The 21,928-nt window shown below is 31.4% G+C and carries 25 protein-coding genes; 13 read left to right on the forward strand and 12 right to left on the reverse strand.

Going from position 1 to position 21,928, the window contains the following annotated elements; all coding sequences use genetic code 11:
• Positions 1–5: 5 nt before the first annotated feature.
• From AB3G36_RS01420 to AB3G36_RS01450, 7 genes are all read right to left on the reverse strand, one after another.
• Positions 6–476 carry a heme-binding domain-containing protein gene (locus AB3G36_RS01420; protein WP_367755277.1) on the reverse strand — a complete coding sequence of 157 codons (471 nt, stop codon included), beginning with the start codon at positions 474–476 and terminating at the stop codon, positions 6–8.
• Position 477: 1 nt separating this feature from the next.
• Positions 478–1,173 (reverse strand): DUF3347 domain-containing protein, encoded by a 696-nt coding sequence (locus AB3G36_RS01425; protein ID WP_367755279.1) that lies wholly within the window; start codon positions 1,171–1,173, stop codon positions 478–480.
• A 15-nt stretch (positions 1,174–1,188) separates the two neighbouring features.
• A complete protein-coding gene (locus AB3G36_RS01430; protein ID WP_367755281.1) occupies positions 1,189–2,040 on the reverse strand; it encodes a DUF3347 domain-containing protein in 852 nt (283 codons plus the stop codon).
• Positions 2,041–2,190: 150 nt separating this feature from the next.
• Positions 2,191–2,559 (reverse strand): hypothetical protein, encoded by a 369-nt coding sequence (locus AB3G36_RS01435; RefSeq protein WP_367755283.1) that lies wholly within the window; start codon positions 2,557–2,559, stop codon positions 2,191–2,193.
• Positions 2,560–2,657: 98 nt separating this feature from the next.
• Positions 2,658–3,002, reverse strand: a complete 345-nt coding sequence (locus tag AB3G36_RS01440) for a phage holin family protein (protein WP_367755285.1) — start codon at positions 3,000–3,002, stop codon at positions 2,658–2,660.
• A 40-nt stretch (positions 3,003–3,042) separates the two neighbouring features.
• A complete protein-coding gene (locus AB3G36_RS01445) occupies positions 3,043–3,810 on the reverse strand; it encodes an alpha/beta fold hydrolase (protein WP_367755287.1) in 768 nt (255 codons plus the stop codon).
• Between the two features lie 139 nt (positions 3,811–3,949).
• Positions 3,950–4,663, reverse strand: coding sequence for a pyridoxine 5'-phosphate synthase (locus AB3G36_RS01450; protein WP_367755289.1), 714 nt, complete (start codon positions 4,661–4,663; stop codon positions 3,950–3,952).
• 115 nt (positions 4,664–4,778) lie between these two features.
• Between AB3G36_RS01450 and AB3G36_RS01455 the strand changes: the two genes are divergently transcribed.
• From AB3G36_RS01455 to murI, 8 genes are all read left to right on the forward strand, one after another.
• Positions 4,779–5,435: a CBS domain-containing protein gene (locus AB3G36_RS01455; protein ID WP_367755291.1), complete on the forward strand. Its 657-nt coding sequence runs from the start codon at positions 4,779–4,781 to the stop codon at positions 5,433–5,435.
• Between the two features lie 56 nt (positions 5,436–5,491).
• Positions 5,492–6,376 (forward strand): NAD kinase, encoded by an 885-nt coding sequence (locus AB3G36_RS01460; RefSeq protein WP_367755293.1) that lies wholly within the window; start codon positions 5,492–5,494, stop codon positions 6,374–6,376.
• A gap of 167 nt (positions 6,377–6,543) precedes the next feature.
• Positions 6,544–7,227 (forward strand): DUF6089 family protein, encoded by a 684-nt coding sequence (locus AB3G36_RS01465; RefSeq protein WP_367755295.1) that lies wholly within the window; start codon positions 6,544–6,546, stop codon positions 7,225–7,227.
• Between the two features lie 5 nt (positions 7,228–7,232).
• A complete protein-coding gene (locus tag AB3G36_RS01470) occupies positions 7,233–7,973 on the forward strand; it encodes an isoprenyl transferase (RefSeq protein WP_367755296.1) in 741 nt (246 codons plus the stop codon).
• A complete protein-coding gene (locus tag AB3G36_RS01475) occupies positions 7,906–10,635 on the forward strand; it encodes an outer membrane protein assembly factor (RefSeq protein WP_367755298.1) in 2,730 nt (909 codons plus the stop codon). Before AB3G36_RS01470 ends, AB3G36_RS01475 begins: the two co-directional genes overlap by 68 nt.
• Before the next feature lie 35 nt (positions 10,636–10,670).
• Positions 10,671–11,678: an OmpH family outer membrane protein gene (locus AB3G36_RS01480; protein WP_367755300.1), complete on the forward strand. Its 1,008-nt coding sequence runs from the start codon at positions 10,671–10,673 to the stop codon at positions 11,676–11,678.
• Between the two features lie 25 nt (positions 11,679–11,703).
• Positions 11,704–12,204, forward strand: a complete 501-nt coding sequence (locus AB3G36_RS01485; RefSeq protein WP_367755302.1) for an OmpH family outer membrane protein — start codon at positions 11,704–11,706, stop codon at positions 12,202–12,204.
• A 115-nt stretch (positions 12,205–12,319) separates the two neighbouring features.
• Positions 12,320–13,096: a glutamate racemase gene (gene murI / locus AB3G36_RS01490; protein WP_367755304.1), complete on the forward strand. Its 777-nt coding sequence runs from the start codon at positions 12,320–12,322 to the stop codon at positions 13,094–13,096.
• 1 nt (position 13,097) lies between these two features.
• Here murI and AB3G36_RS01495 read toward each other — a convergent pair whose 3' ends face one another.
• Together AB3G36_RS01495 and AB3G36_RS01500 are read right to left on the reverse strand one after the other, a co-directional pair.
• On the reverse strand, positions 13,098–14,336 hold the full coding sequence (locus tag AB3G36_RS01495) for an aromatic hydrocarbon degradation protein (RefSeq protein ID WP_367755306.1): 1,239 nt from the start codon (positions 14,334–14,336) through the stop codon (positions 13,098–13,100).
• Positions 14,337–15,656 (reverse strand): DUF4270 family protein, encoded by a 1,320-nt coding sequence (locus AB3G36_RS01500; protein ID WP_367755308.1) that lies wholly within the window; start codon positions 15,654–15,656, stop codon positions 14,337–14,339.
• 229 nt (positions 15,657–15,885) lie between these two features.
• On the opposite strand from AB3G36_RS01500, the gene AB3G36_RS01505 reads away from it, so the two are divergent.
• The 5 genes from AB3G36_RS01505 (at position 15,886) to AB3G36_RS01525 (ending at position 19,937) form a co-directional block, all read left to right on the forward strand.
• Positions 15,886–16,734 carry a DUF6268 family outer membrane beta-barrel protein gene (locus AB3G36_RS01505; protein WP_367755310.1) on the forward strand — a complete coding sequence of 283 codons (849 nt, stop codon included), beginning with the start codon at positions 15,886–15,888 and terminating at the stop codon, positions 16,732–16,734.
• Positions 16,735–16,750: 16 nt separating this feature from the next.
• Positions 16,751–17,755, forward strand: coding sequence for a Kelch repeat-containing protein (locus AB3G36_RS01510; protein WP_367755312.1), 1,005 nt, complete (start codon positions 16,751–16,753; stop codon positions 17,753–17,755).
• Positions 17,742–18,101 (forward strand): DUF4907 domain-containing protein, encoded by a 360-nt coding sequence (locus AB3G36_RS01515; protein WP_367755314.1) that lies wholly within the window; start codon positions 17,742–17,744, stop codon positions 18,099–18,101. Before AB3G36_RS01510 ends, AB3G36_RS01515 begins: the two co-directional genes overlap by 14 nt.
• A 378-nt stretch (positions 18,102–18,479) precedes the next feature.
• Positions 18,480–19,190: a sensor histidine kinase gene (locus AB3G36_RS01520; RefSeq protein WP_367755316.1), complete on the forward strand. Its 711-nt coding sequence runs from the start codon at positions 18,480–18,482 to the stop codon at positions 19,188–19,190.
• Positions 19,191–19,223: 33 nt separating this feature from the next.
• Entirely contained in the window at positions 19,224–19,937 is a 714-nt protein-coding gene (locus AB3G36_RS01525) for a LytR/AlgR family response regulator transcription factor (protein ID WP_367757981.1), read from the forward strand.
• Between the two features lie 20 nt (positions 19,938–19,957).
• Here the strand turns inward: AB3G36_RS01525 and AB3G36_RS01530 are convergent, their stop codons facing one another.
• The 3 genes from AB3G36_RS01530 to AB3G36_RS01540 are packed head-to-tail and all read right to left on the reverse strand — an operon-like array spanning position 19,958 to position 21,821.
• On the reverse strand, positions 19,958–20,260 hold the full coding sequence (locus AB3G36_RS01530) for a hypothetical protein (protein WP_367755318.1): 303 nt from the start codon (positions 20,258–20,260) through the stop codon (positions 19,958–19,960).
• Positions 20,261–20,288: 28 nt separating this feature from the next.
• Positions 20,289–20,807 (reverse strand): gamma carbonic anhydrase family protein, encoded by a 519-nt coding sequence (locus tag AB3G36_RS01535; RefSeq protein WP_367755320.1) that lies wholly within the window; start codon positions 20,805–20,807, stop codon positions 20,289–20,291.
• Between the two features lie 15 nt (positions 20,808–20,822).
• Positions 20,823–21,821: a type IX secretion system membrane protein PorP/SprF gene (locus AB3G36_RS01540; RefSeq protein WP_367755322.1), complete on the reverse strand. Its 999-nt coding sequence runs from the start codon at positions 21,819–21,821 to the stop codon at positions 20,823–20,825.
• Between the last annotated feature and the right edge of the window lie 107 nt (positions 21,822–21,928).

Below are 21,928 nucleotides of genomic sequence, written 5' to 3' on the forward strand. Positions count from 1 at the left end.
ACAACTTATTTTTTTGATGAAAGGCTATCTTTCATTTTATCAATCCATTGAACTACTTCTTCTTTTTGAACTGAAGTAAGGATTGCGTTTCTATGAATTAGTGTGTAAGACGTCAAAGGCATTTCACCCTTCTTTATTTGTTTACTAATTTCATTTAATTTGTTTCCTTGTTTTCTAAGAGAATAATTCCCCCACTCACTAAAATTCAAATTTTCCTTGCCTTCTTTTATATGACTATCCATCAACATTCTTGCAGGCTGAATATTTGAATACCAAGGGTAATTTGTAGTATTGCTGTGGCAGTCATAACAAGAAGTTTTCAAAATAGTTTCCACTTTTGTTGGAACTGCATAAGCATTCATAAAATCCAAAGCTGGAACCGGTCCATAATCAATCGTACGAACAGGTTGATACAATTGCATCAACAAAAAAGCAATAAATGCAATTGCGACTATTTTTTTGAAAACTTTCTTCATTTTACCATTCTTTAGTAATTCCACCACAGGTTAGCATTTCGGATCCATAATAGGGATTCTTAATATCCTTAACCTCACTAATCCAATAGCCACTTTTCCCTTGATCATACATTGGGCAATAATCTTTATATATTTTTTTATCTGTTCCAAAGATTTTAATCAAATCATTTACATCCTTGCTTAACATGGCAAAATGCTCTCTTTGGTGGTCAATTTTACCTGCATTATCACCAATATGTTCGGCATGTTCTTTGGCATCATCAGTAATATCTGCATAGGTTTTTTTAATATTAGCTTCAATTTTATCCGAGTTCGAATTTTTTAAAGTAGTGTACAATTCCTTTCCCGCTTCGGCTGCCCCTTTAGAGTCGTCTTTTGTCAATGCATTTTTTAATTTCAAATAATTATCTAAAATAGGGTCAATTGAAAATGAAGATTTACTTTTAATAATTTCCACCTCTTTCACCGCTTCAATAACTGGTTTAGCTTCAACAACTGGCTCTGACAATGACATTCCGCAAACAGAACAAGCCTCGCCTTTGGCTCCTGTCACTTTTGGATGCATCGGGCAGGAATACAATTGATTATCTGCAGTCTTCTCTGAATTTACTTCACTTTTAGTTTCTGTTTTATTGTCCTTACATGAAGCAAAAGCCAATACTAAAAGGATGATGCTTAATTTGAATACGTTTTTCATTTTTTTGTTTTTAAATTATTTAATAGTTTCAACTGTTTTACCACAACTCATCATTTTTGAACCGTAATATGGATTTTTAACTTCGTTTTCTTTGCTTAACCAATTTGCTTTTACCATCGGACAATATTGATAATATGTTGGTGTGTCTGTTTTTGATACTTTCATCAACTCATACATGTTTTTTGAAACCGATTTAAAAAAATCTCTCTGAATTTTAATATCTTGTGTTTCAGAAATACTTTTAACATCTGAACCCAGCTCTTTATAAACCTTCATCCAAGCCATGTGCTCTTCCATTTTTAAATCTTCCATTTTTACGGTAGCAATAGCTGTCAATAATTCTTTTGCTTTCATTGAAGCCACTGAAGCATCTGTTTTAACTAAGGCATCTTTTAGTAAAAAATAATCATCAAAAACTAACTTTAACTGATTCACTTGTTCTTTTGTCGTAACACTGACATCCGAATGATTATCATGCCCAACCATTGTATTCATTGAAGACATTTCCATTTTTTCAGCAACTTTAGCCTCTCTTTCATATTGACAACATCCTGGAAGTGTATTGAATGCATCCGTTGGTGCAAGGAATTTTTCACTATCATAACCTGCCAATGCAATTCGTTTTAGAATTTCATCTGGATTGGTTTTAGCGCTGTCATAGGTAATCGCGGCCATTTTGGTGTCTTTATCCCAGTCTACACTGGCTAGTTTATTAAGACTGCCTGCTTTTTCTATGGTAGTTTCGCACATTCCACAGTTACCAAAAATCTTTACCGTTTCGGTTTTGGCATTTTTAATTTGCGCATTAGTAAATGCGACCGATAGCAATAATGTTATTGCCATCACTGATTTGTTTAGTGATTTCATTGTATAAATAATTTGAAGTTGAATAGGGCAAATCAATATCCAAACGATAGTAATTAAACTATAATTTGTCCAATTGTAATGACCATAAATAATTGATTAAAGCATTATGAGCTTTGAATTTGACACACGATTGGCTGTCAAAAAAAGAATTTAGCCTATTTTAGGAATAAGCCAGATAGAAGAATAGCCCGCAGAAGTAAAAGATGCGGATTGGTAAAATTTTTGTTTTTTGGTAGAAAAATTAAAGACATTGTCTTGAACCTCTAATGGAATAGAAGAAACTACCCCTATATTAAATGATGAAACGCTACACATAGCATGTCCACATTTTCCATTACAACCATTGTGATTTTTGCTTTTTGAATGAGAATCAGAACTGCAACAATCTTTCATTCCTGTTTTTGAAGACATTTCTTTAGAACAAGAACTTTTTTCTGAATGATTACCACATGCAAAAGTTGAAGTTGGCATCAAGAAGACGCCAAGCAAAACGATTAGTATGATGTGGATTTTTTTCATTTTTATTGTAATAAGGAACAAAATTAGTAAATCTATATTTAGATAACCACTAAATAATTGTTAAAACAACTTTACTAATTCACTTTTTTCTTACTGTTTTATTTAGTTTCCCCTAATATCGAATACATAAGTGACTGAGAAACAGAAAGTATAATACTAAATAACAAGGCTGTAAAAAAGGAATCAACACTAAATCCACCTACTATATTATCACATAATAAAATGATTAACGCATTAATTACTAATAAGAACAAACCTAAAGTTATAAAGGTAATAGGCAATGTCAAAATGACCAAGATAGGCTTTACAAAAATATTTAGCAATCCAAGAACTACCGCTACAATTAATGCAGTAGTAAAACCTGCGACATGAACACCAGTCATAAAATGCGAAAGTAAAAGTACTAAAACAGATGTTATAAGAATTCTAAAAAGTAATTTCATGTTTTTTATTTTAATTAAAAGTACTAAATTTTTAAATGAATCAATTTATTTCTAAAAAAGAAATTACCAATTCATGAAACATTTTTGGATTTTCGGCATGAAGCCAATGACCTGCATTAGGGATTGTTTCAATTTTTAAATTCGGAAAATGTTTTTTTATCGCTCCAAAATCACTGTCCAAAATATAATTAGAGTTTCCACCACGGATAAAAAGTGAAGGTTTATTAAAAATTGCATTTTCTGGAAGTGCGACTCCTATCTCCTCCATTTTTTCATTAAAAACGGATAGATTAAATCGAAAAGCGAGTTGTCCTGGCTCTTGCCAATACAAACTCTTTAGTAAAAATTGTCTTGTACCAAAATCCGTTATATATTCTGATAGCGTTGCTTCAACATCTGAACGGCTTGGTTTGTTAGCAAAGTCTACTGCATTCAATCCTGCTAAAATAGTTTGGTGGTGTTGCGGATAAAATTTAGGTCCAATATCGGCTACGATTAATTTATTAACCAATTCCGGATAACTAGTTGCCAACAGCATTGCAACTTTACCACCCATAGAATGTCCTATTATATCTATAGAATTTAAATTTTGGCCTTGACAATATTCAACAACATCCTGCACCATAAATTCATAACTAAATTCCTCTGATTGTAAACTTCGTCCATGGTTGCGAAGATCTAACATATGAACTTGAAAACCATCTGAAGCAAATTGTGTTCCAAGTGTTTTCCAATTGTCAGACATTCCTAAAAATCCGTGAAGAATTAAAAGTGGCTTTCCTTCACCTTCTATTTTTGAATACAGCATTTGTTTGTTCTTTTTATTTTGGGTTTGCGTGAGGGATAGTAGCGGAAATCCTTTTTTATATGGAGCGATAGCGGAATAATAAAAAGATTGTAGCGTATAGCCCGACCCGCCTTTTTTGGCGGGTCACGCCCCAATTATTTTATTTTAATTTTTGTAAATACATATTAACCACATTCTCTAGTCCTAAATATAAAGCCTCCGAAATTAGTGCATGCCCAATGGAAACTTCTAATAAGCCCGGAATATTTTGTTTGAAAAACTGGATATTATCCAGACTTAAATCGTGGCCTGCGTTAATTCCTAAACCCAACTCATTTGCTAAAACTGAAGATTTTACATACGGATCAATTCCGTTTTGATTCCCCAAACTATATTGGTGCGCAAAAGCTTCGGTATATAATTCTATTCTATCCGTTCCAGTTTTTTTTGCCCCTTCAATAATATCCAAAACTGGATCTACAAAGATGGAGGTCCTGATTCCGTTGCGTTGAAATTCTTGAATCATTTCGGTCAAATACGATTGGTTTTTTATCGTGTCCCAACCCGCAGATGAAGTAATTGCTCCAATAGCATCAGGAACCAAAGTGACTTGGTCCGGCTTACACTCTAAAACCAAATCGATAAAATTATGTAATGGATTTCCTTCTATATTATATTCGGTGTAAACAATAGCTTTTAAATCACGTGCATCTTGATAACGAATGTGGCGTTCATCTGGTCGAGGGTGAATCGTGATTCCTTGGGCACCAAATTTTTGAATATCGGTTGCTACCTTAAGTAAATCGGGAACATTTCCACCACGAGCATTACGTAAAGTAGCTATTTTGTTGATATTTACACTTAACTTTGTCATTGGAATACTTTTTGATTATAAATAACTGTTTAATAGAAGCAAAAATACAAAGTAAAAGGTAGGAGTTTTTGCCTTTTTTTGATTATTTTGCATAAAAATTGAGGATTTATTTAAGATGGAAATTACAAACTACATAACCACTGATTTTAAAGCCCTTGACAGTCAAGATACCATTGCGACTGTTAAAGATTTTTTTGATGATTTAAACTTTTCTCATTTTCCAGTTGTTGAAGAAGGTATTTACATAGGAAGTATTGCATCTGAAGACATTGAAACTTTTGAAAACGATAAAAAAGTAAATGACTACAGGTATTCTCTAGAAGGTTTTTTTACTAAAACAGACTCTTTATGGCTTGAAGTTTTAGAAGTTTTTGCGAAAAACCATTCTAATTTGATTCCAGTTTTAGACGAAAACAATACCTATGTAGGCTATTATGAAATAGATGACATCATGAGCTTTTTTCACCAAACTCCCTTCTTGAAAGAGCAAGGACGAATTATAAAGGTAAAAAAAGGAATTCTTGATTATTCCATGAGTCAAATCACTCAAATTGTGGAAAGCAATAATGGTAAACTTTTAGGATTATTCATCTCTGAAGCTGATATCGACACCATTGAAGTCACTATGAAAATAAGTTTAGGCGCCATCAACGAGATTATTCAAACTTTTAGAAGATACAATTACGAAATTACATCTGAGCATCATGAGGATGATTATATAAACAACTTGAAAGAGCGCTCAGACTATTTAGATAAATACCTTAATATATAAAAATAGTTGAGGTAATTATTAGATTAAAAATTCCAAACAAACGATTAAATAAAGAAATGAAAGTAGCCATTTACGGTCAATATTATCAAAACAGTACAGAACCAATCATAAGAGATATTTTTGTTTTTTTTAATCAAAACAACGTAGAATTGGTCATTGAAGCTAATTTTTTGGACATGTTATATGAAAAAAAAATTATTCAAAAAGATTACAATACCTTTTCTTCCCATGCAGAGCTTGACGCTACTTTCGATCTGTTGGTAAGCATTGGTGGCGATGGCACCATTTTGAGAGCAGCCACTTTAGTTCGTGATTCTGGTGTGCCGATCTTAGGAATAAATGCAGGTCGATTGGGTTTTCTTGCCACTGTTCAAAAAGAAAACATTCATGAATTTTTACAAATTGTGATTGATAAAAAATATACTATTTCTAAACGAACCTTATTAAGTTTAACCTGTGACCCGCCTAACGAAGCACTTCAGGATATTAACTTTGCAATGAATGAAGTTTCGGTAAGTCGCAAGGACACCACATCCATGATTACAATTGACACCTTTTTAAATGGTGAGATTTTAAACTCATACTGGGCTGACGGATTAATTATATCAACCCCTACAGGATCTACAGGTTACTCCTTAAGCTGTGGTGGCCCTATACTGACTCCCGATGTAAAAAGTTTAGTTATTACCCCAATAGCTCCCCATAATCTTAATGCAAGACCACTTGTCATTCCTGATGAGACTGAAATTAAACTAAAAGTTTCCGGTCGAGAAGAAAATTATTTAGTTTCACTGGATTCCCGAATTACTTCTGTAGGAAACGAATCTATATTGACAATTAAGAAAACCCCTTTCCAAATAAACATGGTGGAAATCCCCGACGAAACGTTTCTTAAAACACTTCGCACAAAACTACTTTGGGGAGAAGACAAAAGAAATTAATTTTTTTATTACTGCGCTATACGATTTTATCATTTTTTTTCGTTTTGCTTTAACAACCTCAATTCATATCAATTGGGCGGTCATAAATGAAATAATTATGACATTTAACACAATGAATATTGATTCCTATTGATAATTATTATATTTGCACGCAATTTTAAATTAAAATGACTAAAATCTTCAGCTTATTTATATGCTTATTCTTGAGTATAGCCATGCACTCTCAGATACATGAAGTTGGAGTTTTTCTAGGTGGAAGCAACTATATTGGAGACGTTGGCCCCACTACTTATATAGCTCCACATCAGCCTGCTTTTGGACTACTTTATAAGTGGAATAAAAGTCCAAGACACGCCTATCGTTTCTCTTATACACAATCAAAAATAACCTCAAATGACCTTGATTCAAAAGAACCAGGCAGAAGCCAAAGAGGCTATCGTTTTGAAAACAATATAAAAGAAGTATCTTTAGGCCTTGAATTCAATTTTTTTGATTTTAACCTGCATGAATTAGATAGAAAAACTACTCCTTATGTATATTCAGGAATTAGTTATTTTAGGTATGACGAGTTGTACATTATATCAGGAGAAACAAGAAAAGATCAAGCAGAGAATACATTTGCTATACCTATGGTTCTAGGAGTAAAATCAAATATTACTCCGCGTTTAATATTAGCGTTAGAAGTAGGAGCACGTTACACACTTACGGACAATCTTGATGGGAGCAATCCAAAGAATGAAAGTTTGAAAACATTACAATTTGGAAATATAAATAATAATGATTGGTATGTTTTTTCAGGTATTACTTTAACGTATACTTTTGGAAACAAACCTTGTTATTGTGCAGACTAAAAAAAATGGATTTACTAGACAGTATAGATAAAAATAAATTACCAGAGCACTTGGCCATTATTATGGACGGTAATGGGCGTTGGGCTAAGCAACAGGGGTTATTACGCGCTTTTGGTCATGAAAGTGGAACCAAATCCGTTAAAATCATTATTAAAACTTGTGCCAAATTAGGGATCCAAAACCTTACTTTGTATGCCTTTTCTACAGAAAATTGGAATAGACCCAAACTGGAAGTAGACACTTTAATGAAGATACTCATCAAATCATTAAAAAAAGAACTGACAACGCTCCAAGAAAATAATATCAAACTGAACACCATTGGCAATTTAGAAAAAATGCCAACATCAGCTCAAAAAGAGCTCATCGACGTTATTGAAAAAACCAAAAACAATACCCGAATGACCCTAACACTAGCATTGAGTTATGGTTCAAGAGAGGAAATTGTAAATGCAGTAAAAAACATCAGTAATAAAGTTAAAAATAATATAATTTCAATAGACTCTATTGACGATTCAATTATAAATGAGCATCTTTACACGCAAAATTTACCTGATGTAGATTTATTAATAAGAACAAGTGGAGAACATAGGATAAGTAATTTTCTGTTGTGGCAAATAGCCTATGCTGAATTGTATTTTACTGATGTATTGTGGCCAGACTTTAAAGAACAGAATTTATATGAGGCTATTATTAGTTATCAAAAAAGAGAACGTAGATTTGGAAAAACAAGTGAACAAATTAAATAATTTTTTAGTGTTGAATAAAAGTATAAAAGCAGTCCTTACCCTACTATTATTGGGAAGTTTTTCACAAATTAAAGCGCAAGACAGAGTTCCCTTTGATCAAGGTAAAAAATACATTTTAGCAGACGTAGCTGTTACAAATAACATTAGCTTCAACAAACAAACTGTTGTAACATTTGCCGGACTTCAAAAAGGACAAGAAATCACTATTCCTGGAGAAGAAATAAGCGCAGCTATAAAAAAATTAGGAAAACTGGGTCTATTTGACGAAATTTCATTCTATATCAATAGAGTTGAAAATGATAGTATTTATCTAGATTTAGACATTAAAGAATTACCAAAATTAGGAGAAGTTAAGTTTGTTGGTATCAAGAAAAACAAAACGGAGGCTTTAATTAAAGATAACGGACTAACAAAAAGTAAAGTTGTTAATGAAAATTTAATAACAACTACTAGAAACTACATCGAGAATAAATACAAAAAAGATGGTTACTTTAATACCAAAGTAAACATTAATACAATTAAAGATACAACTACCATTAACCAAGTTAATATGGTTGTTAACATCGACAAAGGTGATAAAGTTAAAATTAGTAAAATTGACTTCATTGGTAATGAAAAAATATCAGACAAGGCTTTACGCAAAGCAATGAAAGATACAAAACAAAAAAATCCAATACGCATATTAAAAGCTTCAAAGTTCATAAAAGAAAAATATAAAGCCGATTTAGAAAAGGTTATAGCAGCTTACAAAGAAAAAGGATATAGAGACGCAAGAATCCTATCAGACACTGTTGCATTTGATAAAGATAAAAATGCCTTATCTATTAAAATAAATGTAGAAGAAGGAAATAAATATTACTTTGGAAATATTAAGTTTTTAGGAAATACAGTTTATTCAGATCAGTATTTAGGAAGATATCTAGGCGTGAAAAAAGGAGAAACCTATAACGGTGTACTTCTTGAAAAAAGAATCGCTGATAAATCAAAGCCTGATGGTGAAGATATTACCAATTTATATCAAAATAATGGATATTTGTTTTCGAATATAAATGCAGTTGAAGTAAAAACGGCAAATGACACGATTGACTTTGAAATTAGAGTTACTGAAGGACCTTTGGCTTATTTTAATCACATAACAGTGGTAGGAAATGACAAAACGAATGACCGTGTAATTTATAGAGAACTCAGAACGAAACCAGGAGAAAAATACAGTAAAGAACTATTAGTAAGAACAATTCGTGAAATTGGTCAATTAGGATTTTTTGATCCAGAAGCTATTGATCCAAAATTTAAAAATGTAGATGCAGCAGCAGGTACAGTAGATATTGAATACAATCTAGTTGAAAAAGGATCTAGCCAAATTGAACTTCAAGGAGGTTACGGTGGAGGTGGATTCATAGGTACATTAGGTTTGTCCTTTAATAACTTTTCAGCAAGAAATATGCTTAACAAAGATGCTTACAAACCTTTACCAATGGGTGATGGTCAAAAAGTATCCTTACGATTACAAGGAAGTACTTATTTTCAAACCTATAGCGTATCCTTTTCTGAACCATGGTTTGGACAAAAGAAACCAGTACAGTTTAGCTCATCTATCTCATACAGTAAGCAATTTTTAAACAATTACATTACTCAAAGAGTTGATAAAAGTAAAAGTTTTAATATTTTAACATTATCAGTAGGATTGGCAAAAAGATTAACCGTACCAGATGATTATTTTGTATTATCACAATCATTAAGTTACCAACATTATGATTTACATAATTACAACACTGGATTATTTACATTTGGAAATGGAGCTTCGAGAAACTTAGCATATACAGTTGGTATATCCAGAAGTAATAAAGGAGTTAACCCTATTTTCCCAACTTATGGTTCAGAATTTAGCTTAACAGGAAAATTTTCACTTCCTTATTCTTTACTTAATGGTATAGACTATGCCACTTTAGGAGATAAAGAAGAATATAAATTAAAAAACACTACTGACAGATCTAATCAAGTCGATGCTAATGGAAATACTGTTAATATTGGTGACTATATCGATGCTGCGGGAAACAAAGTATTCAATTATAAAGATGCTGCCGCAGACCCAGCATTAGTGGATCAAAAGAAATTTAATTGGTTAGAATATTACAAAATAAAGTTCAAAGCAGACTGGTATACCAAAGTTTATGGTAAATTAGTATTACGAACATTGACTGAGTTTGGATTCCTAGGTGCATACAATCAAGATAGAGGTGTAATTCCTTTTGAAAGATTCTATGTTGGAGGTGATGGATTAGCCAACTATTCAATGGATGGTAGAGAGACAATACAGTTGAGAGGATATCCTAATAACTCATTGACTCCTATAAATAGTGCTGGAGAACAAATTGGTGCAACAGTGTACAATAAATTCTCTATGGAACTACGTTATCCAATAACTTTAAAATCATCAGCTTCTATATATGCATTAGCCTTTTTAGAAGCAGGTTCATCCTATGCTGATTTCAAGAGCTACAATCCTTTTGCTTTAAACAGATCAGCGGGAGTTGGGTTACGTGTATTCATGCCTGCATTTGGTTTATTGGGTATTGATTTCGGTAATGGTTTTGACGCGTTACCTGGACAGACAAAAGCTAATGGATGGGAAACCCATTTCATTATTGGACAACAATTTTAATAGATTGGCATATGATTTTCTAATACCATGAAGCTATGAGAAAACAATTTTTATTTTTATTTTTAGCGATGACTGTAGTTCATACGATTCATTCGCAAACCAGAGGAACAAAAGTTGGCTACATTGATATGGAATACATTTTACAGAATGTACCCAATTACACAGAAGCTACTGTACAATTAGAACAAAAAGCACAAAAATGGAAGCAAGAAATTGAGGCCAAAAAAATTGAAATAAGTAAAATAAAGGATGCATTAAGTGCTGAAAAAGCTTTATTAACAAAAGAATTAATAGGAGAAAGAGAAACAGAAATTAAGTTTCTTGAAACAGAAATGTTAGATTACCAACAAAAAAGATTTGGTCCTAATGGAGATTTGATGATTCAAAAATCCGTATTAACAAAGCCAATCCAAGATCAAGTTTTTACCGCAGTACAAGATATTGCAGAAGTAAAAAAATATGATTTTATTTTTGACAAATCTTCAGATTTAACTATGCTTTTTGCTGCAAAAAGGTTTGACATAAGCGACCAAGTGTTGCGAGTAATAAACCGATCTGAAAAAAGAGAGCAACTAACAAAAAAGCAACTTGCTGCTGAAGAAGCTAAAGACAATAAAGAAGATGCTGCTGATGAAAATCCAGTATTAGCCGAAAGACAGAAAGCATTAGAAGAAAAGAAAATAGCAAGGGATAAAATTATTGAAGAAAGAAAACTTGCCCAAGAACAAAAGAAAAAAGATTTTGAAGAAAGAAGACAAAAAATAATAGCTGACAGAGAAGCTAAAAAAAATGGCACGGTTTCTGCCTCTACAAAAACAAAAGCTACTACTTCGGTAAATAACGATTCTGAAAAAGAAAGTGCTAAGACAAAAGCCGAAGAAGCTAAACAAAAACAAATCGACGCTAACGCTCAAAAATTAGAAGAACGTAAAAAAGTAATTGAAGACCGTAAAAAAGCAGTAGAGGACAGAAGAATACGAATACTCCAAGTGAGGGATTCCATAAAAAAATCAAGAGAAGAACAAATTAAACTAAAACAATAATTAATTACTTAATATTTTAAAAACGATGAAACAGATTAAAACTTTATTAATTGCTGCACTATTTATTCTTGGAGCAAATCAAACTATTACTGCACAAGCAAAAACAGCACATGTTGATGTAAGTGAAATCATGGCAAAAATGCCAGCTATGTTAGATGCTCAAAAACAACTTGAAAAATTAAGTACAACTTACGATGCAGATTACAAAAAAATGGTAGAAGAATATCAAGCAAAATTAAAAAAATACGAAGCTGAATCTGCAACTGTTACTGACGCTATAAACGGTGATCGTTCTAAAGAAGTACAAGACATGCAAAAAAGAATTGTTGACTTTAGAGATAACGCTCAAAAAGAATTGCAACAAAAAGAATCAGATATAGTAAAACCATTAATGGAAAAAGTAAGAGCATCAATTGAAAAAGTTGGAAAAGCAAAAGGTTTCCAATATGTTCTTGATGGTTCTACACTTTTACTTGCTGACGGTCCAAACTTAACTGCAGATGTAAAAAAAGATTTAGGTTTCTAGTAGAATACAAATCATAATATTTTAAAAAACCGCTCATCCTAACACAGGAAATGAGCGGTTTTTTTGTAGCACTATTTTTTAGGATATTTAATGTAGAGCACTTAACTTTGTTTTAATGAATAACAATCAACCCATAGGAATTTTTGATTCAGGCATAGGAGGAACTTCAATATGGAGAGAGATTCACCATTTACTCCCTAATGAAAAAACCATTTATTTAGCTGACAGTAAAAATGCTCCTTACGGACAAAAGTCAAAACAAGAAATCATAGCTCTGAGTATGAAAAATACAGATCTATTACTTGAAATGGGTTGTAAATTGATTGTTGTTGCCTGTAATACAGCTACCACAAATGCAATTAAAGAATTAAGAGCAAAATACAACATCCCTTTTATTGGTATTGAACCTGCAATAAAACCGGCGGCTACTAATTCCAAAACACAAACAATTGGCATTTTGGCCACTCAAGGTACATTAATCAGTGAACTGTTCTACAATACAACACAAAAATTTCAAAACACAAAAATAATAGAACAAGTAGGTCACGGATTAGTACAGCTCATTGAAAACGGTGAAATAAACTCTCCTGAAATGAGCGAGCTACTTCACTCCTATTTGCAACCTATGATTGAGGCTGACATCGATTACCTTGTATTAGGCTGTAGCCACTATCCCTACCTAATTCCACAAATAAGAAAGATTCTACCAGATCATATTCAAATAATAGATTCAGGTGAAGCTGTGGCCAAACAAACTAAAAATTTATTAAATAATAAAATTGGTTTTTCCACAGAAGAAAATAGCAACCCCGTTTTCTATACGAATACTAATCCTAAAGTCTTAAAAGAAATTTTGCAAAATAAATATGAAGTTCTACAAAGAGATTTTTAGTTTACTGAAATTTTCTTTTAACGAACCAAATCCCATCTAAACTCAAATTAAGTGAAATTTTATGATAATTTTCCTTAATTAGACCATTACTAATACTCCCTTTTTGACCATAAGAATACGTCACATTAAGAGTTGAAAAAGTTTGATTCTCAACTGGTAATGAAACACCAACCGAAAAAGATAGATTATTAATTCTTTTATTATCAATTTCTAAAAATCCAGAATCATAATTAAATCCCGTTGCATATTGAATCCTATCAAAATAACTTCTTATACTCTTCGTTTTACTATACGAAAATCCCATAGCAAATTTATCTTGATTGAGATAATTCCCATATATATCAGATTGATTCGTACCATTCCACAGGCTTTTTTTATAATCTATAGTAAAGTTTAAATTATTCTTAAAAACCTTACTTAACCCTACTCCAATTTCTAAAGGCAAATAATAATCATCTACATCATAATTTGCGTCCGTTTCAATTGTTGTAGTTATTGAGTTATTATACGAAATAACAGATTGAACTTTTGAAGCTTTAATTTGACTCGGCGATTTAAAATTCACACCCAATGACAATGTAGAATCAATTTGTACCTGACTTCCTAATGATACCCTTACTCCATTGTAATACGATTTTTTATTTATGGTAGTTATTGAGTTCGAAACAGTATAGTCTCTATTATCTATTGTATTACCAAAAAGGAAATTAGTTGAAATCCCTAATGCAATTTTTTTTCCAATTCTGTATCCATAAGAAAGGTCAAAATCATTTAATCCTCCTGAACCAGATGCATTCAAAACATAGGTGTCAGCACTATTGTCAATTGGCAAAAGTAAATTTGATATTTTAAAAGAAGCACTTGAATACGGTTGTAAAGCAACACTAACAGCAGATTTTGACGTTACAGGAAAAGCTAAAGCAATATGAGAAAACTGAAAATTATTTCTACTTTCTTTTTTTGAACTGTTTTCATAAGTGGATAAAATGGACTTACCACCCACATCAAACAAAAAATGATTTTGATACATATAACCCAAAGATGCAGGGTTTAGATTATTAATAAATCGATTGGAAGGCAAAGCAATTCCCGAAGAGCCGATAGAAGAAATCGAACCGAAATCAGAATCATACAAGCTCCCCAAACCATACATGGAATATGGCGAACTTGATATACTTTGTGAAAATGCATTTATGGTAAAAAGCATAAATAAACTTGCAAGCGCTATTTTATTTTTCATTTAATAAGAAATATAATAAATTTTCAATTGAATTTTATTGTTGCTATTTTTTTGATCTCCCACTAGTAATCGATCTACTGCTTTGGAAATACTTGGTAAAGTGAGAATTAATGACAACCTTGAATCAGACTTTTTTATCATTTCATTTTGCAAAAAAGTACCAATAGATACTTTATACCCTATGTTTTCATTAAACTCATCAGTATCGGTATTCAAAATAGCATACGTAGCACTGCCCGTACTATTCAAAGTACCTGAAATTCTATTTAATTTGTCTGCCACAAAAACTCGTAAGGAATCTACCAATGGATAGGAATCAGAATAGGAATTGCTTATGGGTTTAATAATGAGTTGAGCATCAACAATTGCCCCTTTATCCGAAATGTATTTCAGTTGTTTTATATTTGGAAAATCAATTCTACATGCCAAACCTGTTCCAGATTGAATGAATGCGTTATTTCCTGTTTGCGAACTAGACAAGTGGTCTGTAAAAACTGGCAAGTCCTTTATTAAAGTACCGCTTCTGTCCAAACTTATATTATTAAACTGCTTTGTCGCATCCAAAATATTAAAATCCTTAACTAGTGACTCATCTGAATTTCCCAAATATTTTGAATAATACAATCGGAGTACGCTAGCCGTATTGAAACCTACAATACTTGAAGAACCACTAGTTGTTGTTTTTATAACAAGTCCTCTAAAAAATTCAGTAAACTCGTCAAAATTTGTTATTTCTCTTTTTTTAATTTTTTGAAAAAGAGCATCTCCAAAAACATCTTTAATATTTACAACAACAGAATCTTTACTGTGGGGTTTTGGCCTGAATGAAACAGAACCTAAACTTTCAGAATCATAGTCAAGACTGGAATCATTATAAAAATTGGTGTCATCAACATTTGGCTTCACTTTTTGAAGTAATCGATGAATACTAATTGTTTGTACTTTAGTAGTATCGCCATAGTAATACTTATCCGGCCTCAAAATCATTCGTATAGAATCAAAAACATAGTTTGGAGCATCAGTATCAGAATTATCCGTATTTAAAGTATACCCCGACGAAGACAATTGAAAATAACTATCTGATTTTACCTTCCCAAAATATGGATCGTCATAATTTCCAACTAAAATTCTTTTTTGACTTGACGTTATTAATGAATCCAAATTAATTGTCGAAACATCAACCGTCAAAGTATCTATCAATATAACTTTATTATTTACTGATAAATAATCCGACCCAACAACGAACTCTCCTGTATCTACATCAGAATTACAAGAGGTTATTAAAGCTCCAAGAAAAAGCAACAACAATAACTTATACATAAATGTTTTTGAACAAATATATAAGAGCCATTTTTATAGTGCATTATAACATATACCGTTCCTAGTTTTATCTCTATAAAAAGCAACATTATGACTACAACTGCAATAACTCAACTGTAATATTGATTCAGCTATATAAACGACCCGTTTGTCTATGAAATAGGCGGGTATATATATCTTCTTTTTTTAGATTAGATAATGCAACTACTTTTGAAACAATAAAAAAACAATGAGAATAAAGATTTATGTAGCACTGCTGTTTCTGTTTTCAATTTTAGATATTTCTGCCCAAAGCAGTTTCTCTTTAGAATTAAATACAAAAACAGAACCAACAGAAAAAATAACTAGGAACGAAACCGAAATTGGGTTTGGTGTTTTAAAAAACATTGGTTCGGAAATTAAAATAACAAATACTTTAAAATACAAAAAAACAGGAATAAATTATGAATTAGAAAAATACAACTTACAAGATAACCTTATTAATTTTTCCAGTTTTGAAAATAATTTTGAAATTACATATGCTTTAAATAGAAAAACAAGCTTGAATATCGAAATTAAACCAACAATAAATTTTGAAGAAAATGTAGGGATTTCAGATGTAAATATATTAGGCGGACTAAAAATAAATCACATTTTTAATCCTTCAAACTCAATATCTATAGGTACTCAAAGAAGTACCCTTTTTGGAAAAACAACTATTCTGCCAACATTTTCATTCCTACATCGTATGCATCAAAATATGGCAATTGAAATTGGGTTCCCAAATTCACAGTTTTCATATTCGAATAATAATAAAAACACATTCTTGTTTAAAAATAATTTCCAAGGGGCTATTTACAATTTAGACACTCCCGAGCCAAATGACAATTATAATAACGCAACAAAAATGACCTATTCACAAATGGCAACAACACTTGAATATGAAAGAAGTATAGATTCTTCCTGGTCAATAAATTTCAAAGGAGGTTACGGATTCCATAATAAATATTATCTAACGGATAATAAAGGGGATTTAAAATATGATTTTAATAGTAACAACGGATACATTTTTAATATAGGTATAAAATTCAAACATTAACAAAAACAATAAATATATGAATAGTTTAAAAAAAGGAATGTTGTTCACCACACTTATTATGAGTTTAGTATTGGTAAGTTGTAGCAATGATGACGATGATGATTTAGTTGGAAACTGGATTAAAAAGTCCTCCTTTGATGGTCCTGCAAGATCCAGTGCAACAAGTTTTGTGATTGGTAGTTATGCATATGTTACAACAGGATATACAGGAGATGAATATTTAAAAGATCTATGGGCATACAATTCAGATGGTGATTACTGGGAGCAAAAAGCGGACTTTACAGGTGTAGAAAGAAGTGCGGCCTCGGGATTTGAATTAAATTCTAAAGGGTATGTCGGTCTTGGTTATGATGGGACAAATAAATTGAAAGACTTTTATGAATATGATCCAGTAAGTAATAGTTGGACTCAAAAAGCCGATTTTGCTGGGACAGCGCGCTATTCTGCAGTAGGGTTTCAAGCAGGAGGAAAAGCGTACTTTGGAACTGGATATGACGGAAATTATCTTAAGGATTTTTACCAATATAGCCCAACGGAAAACGCTTGGACACTTGTAAATGGATTTAGTGGAAACAAACGTAGAGGCGCAAGTATATTTGTAATTGATGATAAAGTATACTTAGGGTTAGGGGTTAATAGTGGAACATATCAAGTAGATTTTTGGATGTTTGATCCTGCAACTGACATATGGACAAGAAAACGTGATATCGATCAAGACGACGATGATGATTACTCATACAATGATGACTATGTAATTGTAAGGTCTAATGCATCCAGTTTTTCAATGAATGGATTTGGATATGTAGCCTGTGGAGAAGGTACCAGATCCGTTTGGGAGTACGATCCTACAAACGATATTTGGGAAGAAAGAACGTCTCTTGAGGGATCTGCACGAACTGATGCAACAGGGTTTGCAATCAACCAACGTGGATTCCTATTATTAGGAAGGTCAGGATCTTCCTATTTTGATGATTCTTGGGAATTTAAACCATTAGACGAACAAAGCGATGATGACAATTAATTTAAACAATAGATTCTTCTGGGCAACAATCCAGAAGAATCTATTTCTAGTAAACAAATACGCTATTTTATTGATATTTAGTTTTTATTTATTTATTTCGTGTAATCGAACCGAAAATTTAAAAGTAAAATCTTTAAAAAATGATTCTGGTTGGGGATATATAATAACTAAAGATGAAAAAATAATTATTAAACAAACGGTAATCCCTGTAATAAGTGAGAATAAAAGCTTCAAAACCGAAGAAGAAGCCTTAAAAGTGGGGAATTTAGTATTGCAAAAACTGAAAGACAATTTATCCCCTACTGTAACAAAAAAAGATTTATTTTTATTAGCTATAAAAACCTAGATGAAATTAGACGGAATTAAGAATAACAATTTCAACAAAATACTAGTACATAGTATCATTTGGTGCTTTTTTATTATTACTTCTTTAATTTCTTTTTCAGAAAATCTTTTATTTATAAAACCTGATTTCTACGTACAATGGACTACTGGCATCATTTTGTTTTATTTAAATTATTTTTATTTTGTCCCAAAATTACTCTTGCATAAAAAATACTGGTTCTTTTTAGCAGTAATACTATCGATAATCACTTTTTTTATGATTATAAGGTCAATCTATTTCATGCCAAGTTTCAAAGAGTTCGCTCCTCCAAGAATGTTCGACTCCTCTGCCCATGAAATGATAAGACCAAAGGTTTTTCAGAGAAGGGCTCCTTTTTTTATGAAAATATTCCCCTCTATTTTTTATGTTTTTATAATAGCTACAAGTACAATTATTAAAACATTATCGGAATTTTATAATAATCAGCAAAATAAGCTTATCGCTGAAACTCATAAAACTACTACTGAACTAAACTATTTGAGAAAACAGACCAATCCACATTTTTTATTTAATGCTCTCAATAGCATTTATTCATTAGCCTATAAGAAATCTGATTTGGTTCCAGATGCCATAGTTACCTTATCCGAAATGATGCGTTATATGCTTTATGAAACAGATAATAAAACTGTATTTCTTGAAAAAGAGATAAACTACATTAAAAATTATATTGAACTACAAAAGTTACGTCTTAACAATATTGAAAATATTTATATAAATATTCATGGAGAAACTAGAAATAAATATATAGAACCCTTACTTTTAATTTCTTTTATAGAGAATGCTTTCAAATACGGGACGGATTACAAAGGAGTAGCCTATGTAAAAATTAAAATTAGTATTACCGAGAATGTTTTGGATTTTTGGATAGAAAATAAAATGGAAAATTATAAAAAAGATCCTGAAAACTCTGGAATTGGACTAACAAACATTGAAAGCAGACTCGATCTTCTCTATCCAAATTCGCATCAACTGACTATAACTGAAACTGAAAATAATTATAGCGTACATTTAAATCTGATTTTAGATCAAACACAAGGAGCCATTATCTAGATTAAAATGAAAAGTTATTAAATAGAAAATATGATGAAATGTGTTATTATAGATGATGAACCATTAGCAGTAGATTTAATTAAAGAATTTGTTAGTAAAGTAGATTCACTTGAACTTGTTAACACCTTCAACAACGCCATTGATGCAATATCAATAATCAACCAATCTAATGTAGATTTAATTTTTTTAGATATAGAAATGCCCCATTTTTCCGGTATTGACTTTATTAATGCAATTGATAAAAAACCATTAATAATATTTACCACAGCTTATTCTGACTATGCTGTGGAGGGTTTTAATCTTGGTGCTGTAGATTATTTAGTAAAACCAATCCCATTTCATAGATTCTTGAAATCAGTAATGAGGGCGCAACAAATTTTCAACCCACAAAATGTACCAACAAATACAAATTTGATTTCCGCACCTGAAATCGAGCAAGATTTTATGTTCGTAAGAGCTGAATATGAAAATGTTAAATTGAATTTTTCGGATATTTTATATATTGAAGGCTTGAAGGACTATGTCAAAATATATACCACTGACAACAAATATACTTTGACATTAATTAGCTTAATAAAACTCGAAAACTTACTTTCATCAAAGGGATTCTCTAGAATACATCGTTCTTACATCATTAATATAAAACACGTCAAGTCAATCCAGAAAAACAAAGTAGTAATTGCCGAAAAAAGAATACCTATTAGCGAAAGCTACAAGAGTTCCTTCTTTGAACGAATCAATTTATAAATTTTTATTATATAATCCTATCATTTAATGATGTTCAAAGTGACCAACATCGTTATGATGAACAATGAAAAAAGACCTATCAAGAAAATTAAATCTGCTATTTTTTCAAAATGAGCACTTGGTTTTTTAGTTTTTCGCATGGATAAAAAAGACAGAATACTACTTGTCATAAACATCACAATAGAAATTGCTATCAGTTGATCGATAATTGTAGTCTCACTGCTGTTATTGACTTTAATAGAAGTAAGTACTAAAAAACATATTCCTAATAAAGTTGATGACGTATTTAATATATGTGATGCTTTATCTTTTCTTTTTCCCATCCTATTAATTATTGAAAAGTAAAACTGATTACTCTTCTTCTTTGAACCAACTGGAATACATTACATAATTGTTAGAAATACGTTCAATTTCCCCTGCAAAATTAGACTGATCAATATCTTTTACTTTCTTGGCAGGAACACCAGCCCAAATCGTACCTGAAGAAACAACTGTATTTTGAGTAATAACAGCTCCAGCAGCAACAATTGAATTACTTTCAATAATACAATTATCCATTACAATCGCTCCCATACCTATCAAAACATTGTCATGTACAGTACAGCCATGAACAATAGCATTATGCCCAATGGAAACATTATTACCTATTATAGTTGGGTGCTTTTTATATGTACAATGTATTATGGCACCATCTTGAATGTTTACTTTATTACCAATTTTAATAAAATTCACATCTGCTCGAATAACAGCATTGAACCATACACTACATGAATCACCAAAACTAACCTCACCGACTATAGTTGCATTTTCAGCAACATAACAATCTTTTGGTATCAGTGGTGTTTTTCCGTTGACCGACTTTATTAACATGAAAGAAAATTAGAATTAATTAATCGCAGGGCAGTTACATTCGTATTTTTCAGGCTTACAAAACAAGTTGAGCCCCAAAGTAATTTGATGATATCCTCCATTATCAAATTTAACTGCGCCAGAAACATGAGAGTAAGTATAAGCAAACATCACATTTTTGTAATTTACTCCAATAATAGGAGTAATATATTGTAATTTTTGTGTAGAAATCCCTGAAGCATCTGAATACTCTGCACCATCTAAACTTCTACGGTAGGACAATCCCGCCCATAGTGTTCCAAAATCCATGTTTTTATATGCTTTCAAATTAAAATCAAATGATTTTTCTTTTGTTTTATCTACTAATTGAAATAAAATAGATGGTTCCCATAAAATTCTATCTTTGTCCCCAAAAACGTATCCCGTACTCAATAAGAACTTTCTTAAATTATCACTTTCGTATTCTGTATAAATATCTCGTCTAGTTTCAAGTACATTCTTTACAGTACCATGTACATAAAAGTCCAAAAAATTATAAGAAGCTCCAATATCCATATTGAAATAAGAATCTTTTTGTACTATAGTTCCATCAATAATAGGATCAAAATCGCCTGATTGAAGAAAACTAGTTTCATCTAACTGACTCTGGATCAAACCAGCACTAATTCCAAAAGACAATTGATTCAAATCAATTTCATCTCTAGAAAACATAAGATGGTAAGCATATGATAATTTAACTCCTTTTTGAGAATGATATCCGTTTTTATCATTAAAAAGAATAATCCCAGCCCCTGCTTTCTCACTCACCCTGCCATTAAAACTTACTGTTTGGAGTTTAGGAGCATCTTCTTGACCAGCCCATTGCGAACGAGAGGTAAGTCTTATTTTTGCACAATTTGCGGCACCTGCCATCGAAGGATGGATCAAATAGTAATTATCTGATAAATAATCAGAATATACAGCGATACCTTCTTGTGAAAAAGAATAGGAAGTAATAAAAAAAAGTACAAATAAAATTTTAATTTTGATATACATTGAAATACTTTTATATAAAAAATGAATATAAGTGTTACAGAAAAAGAATAGATAGTCCGTAATAATACTAAACTAAAGTTAATTTATTCATTAATATATCAAATATA

The organism is Flavobacterium sp. WC2430 (assembly GCF_040822075.1).
Classification (GTDB): domain Bacteria; phylum Bacteroidota; class Bacteroidia; order Flavobacteriales; family Flavobacteriaceae; genus Flavobacterium.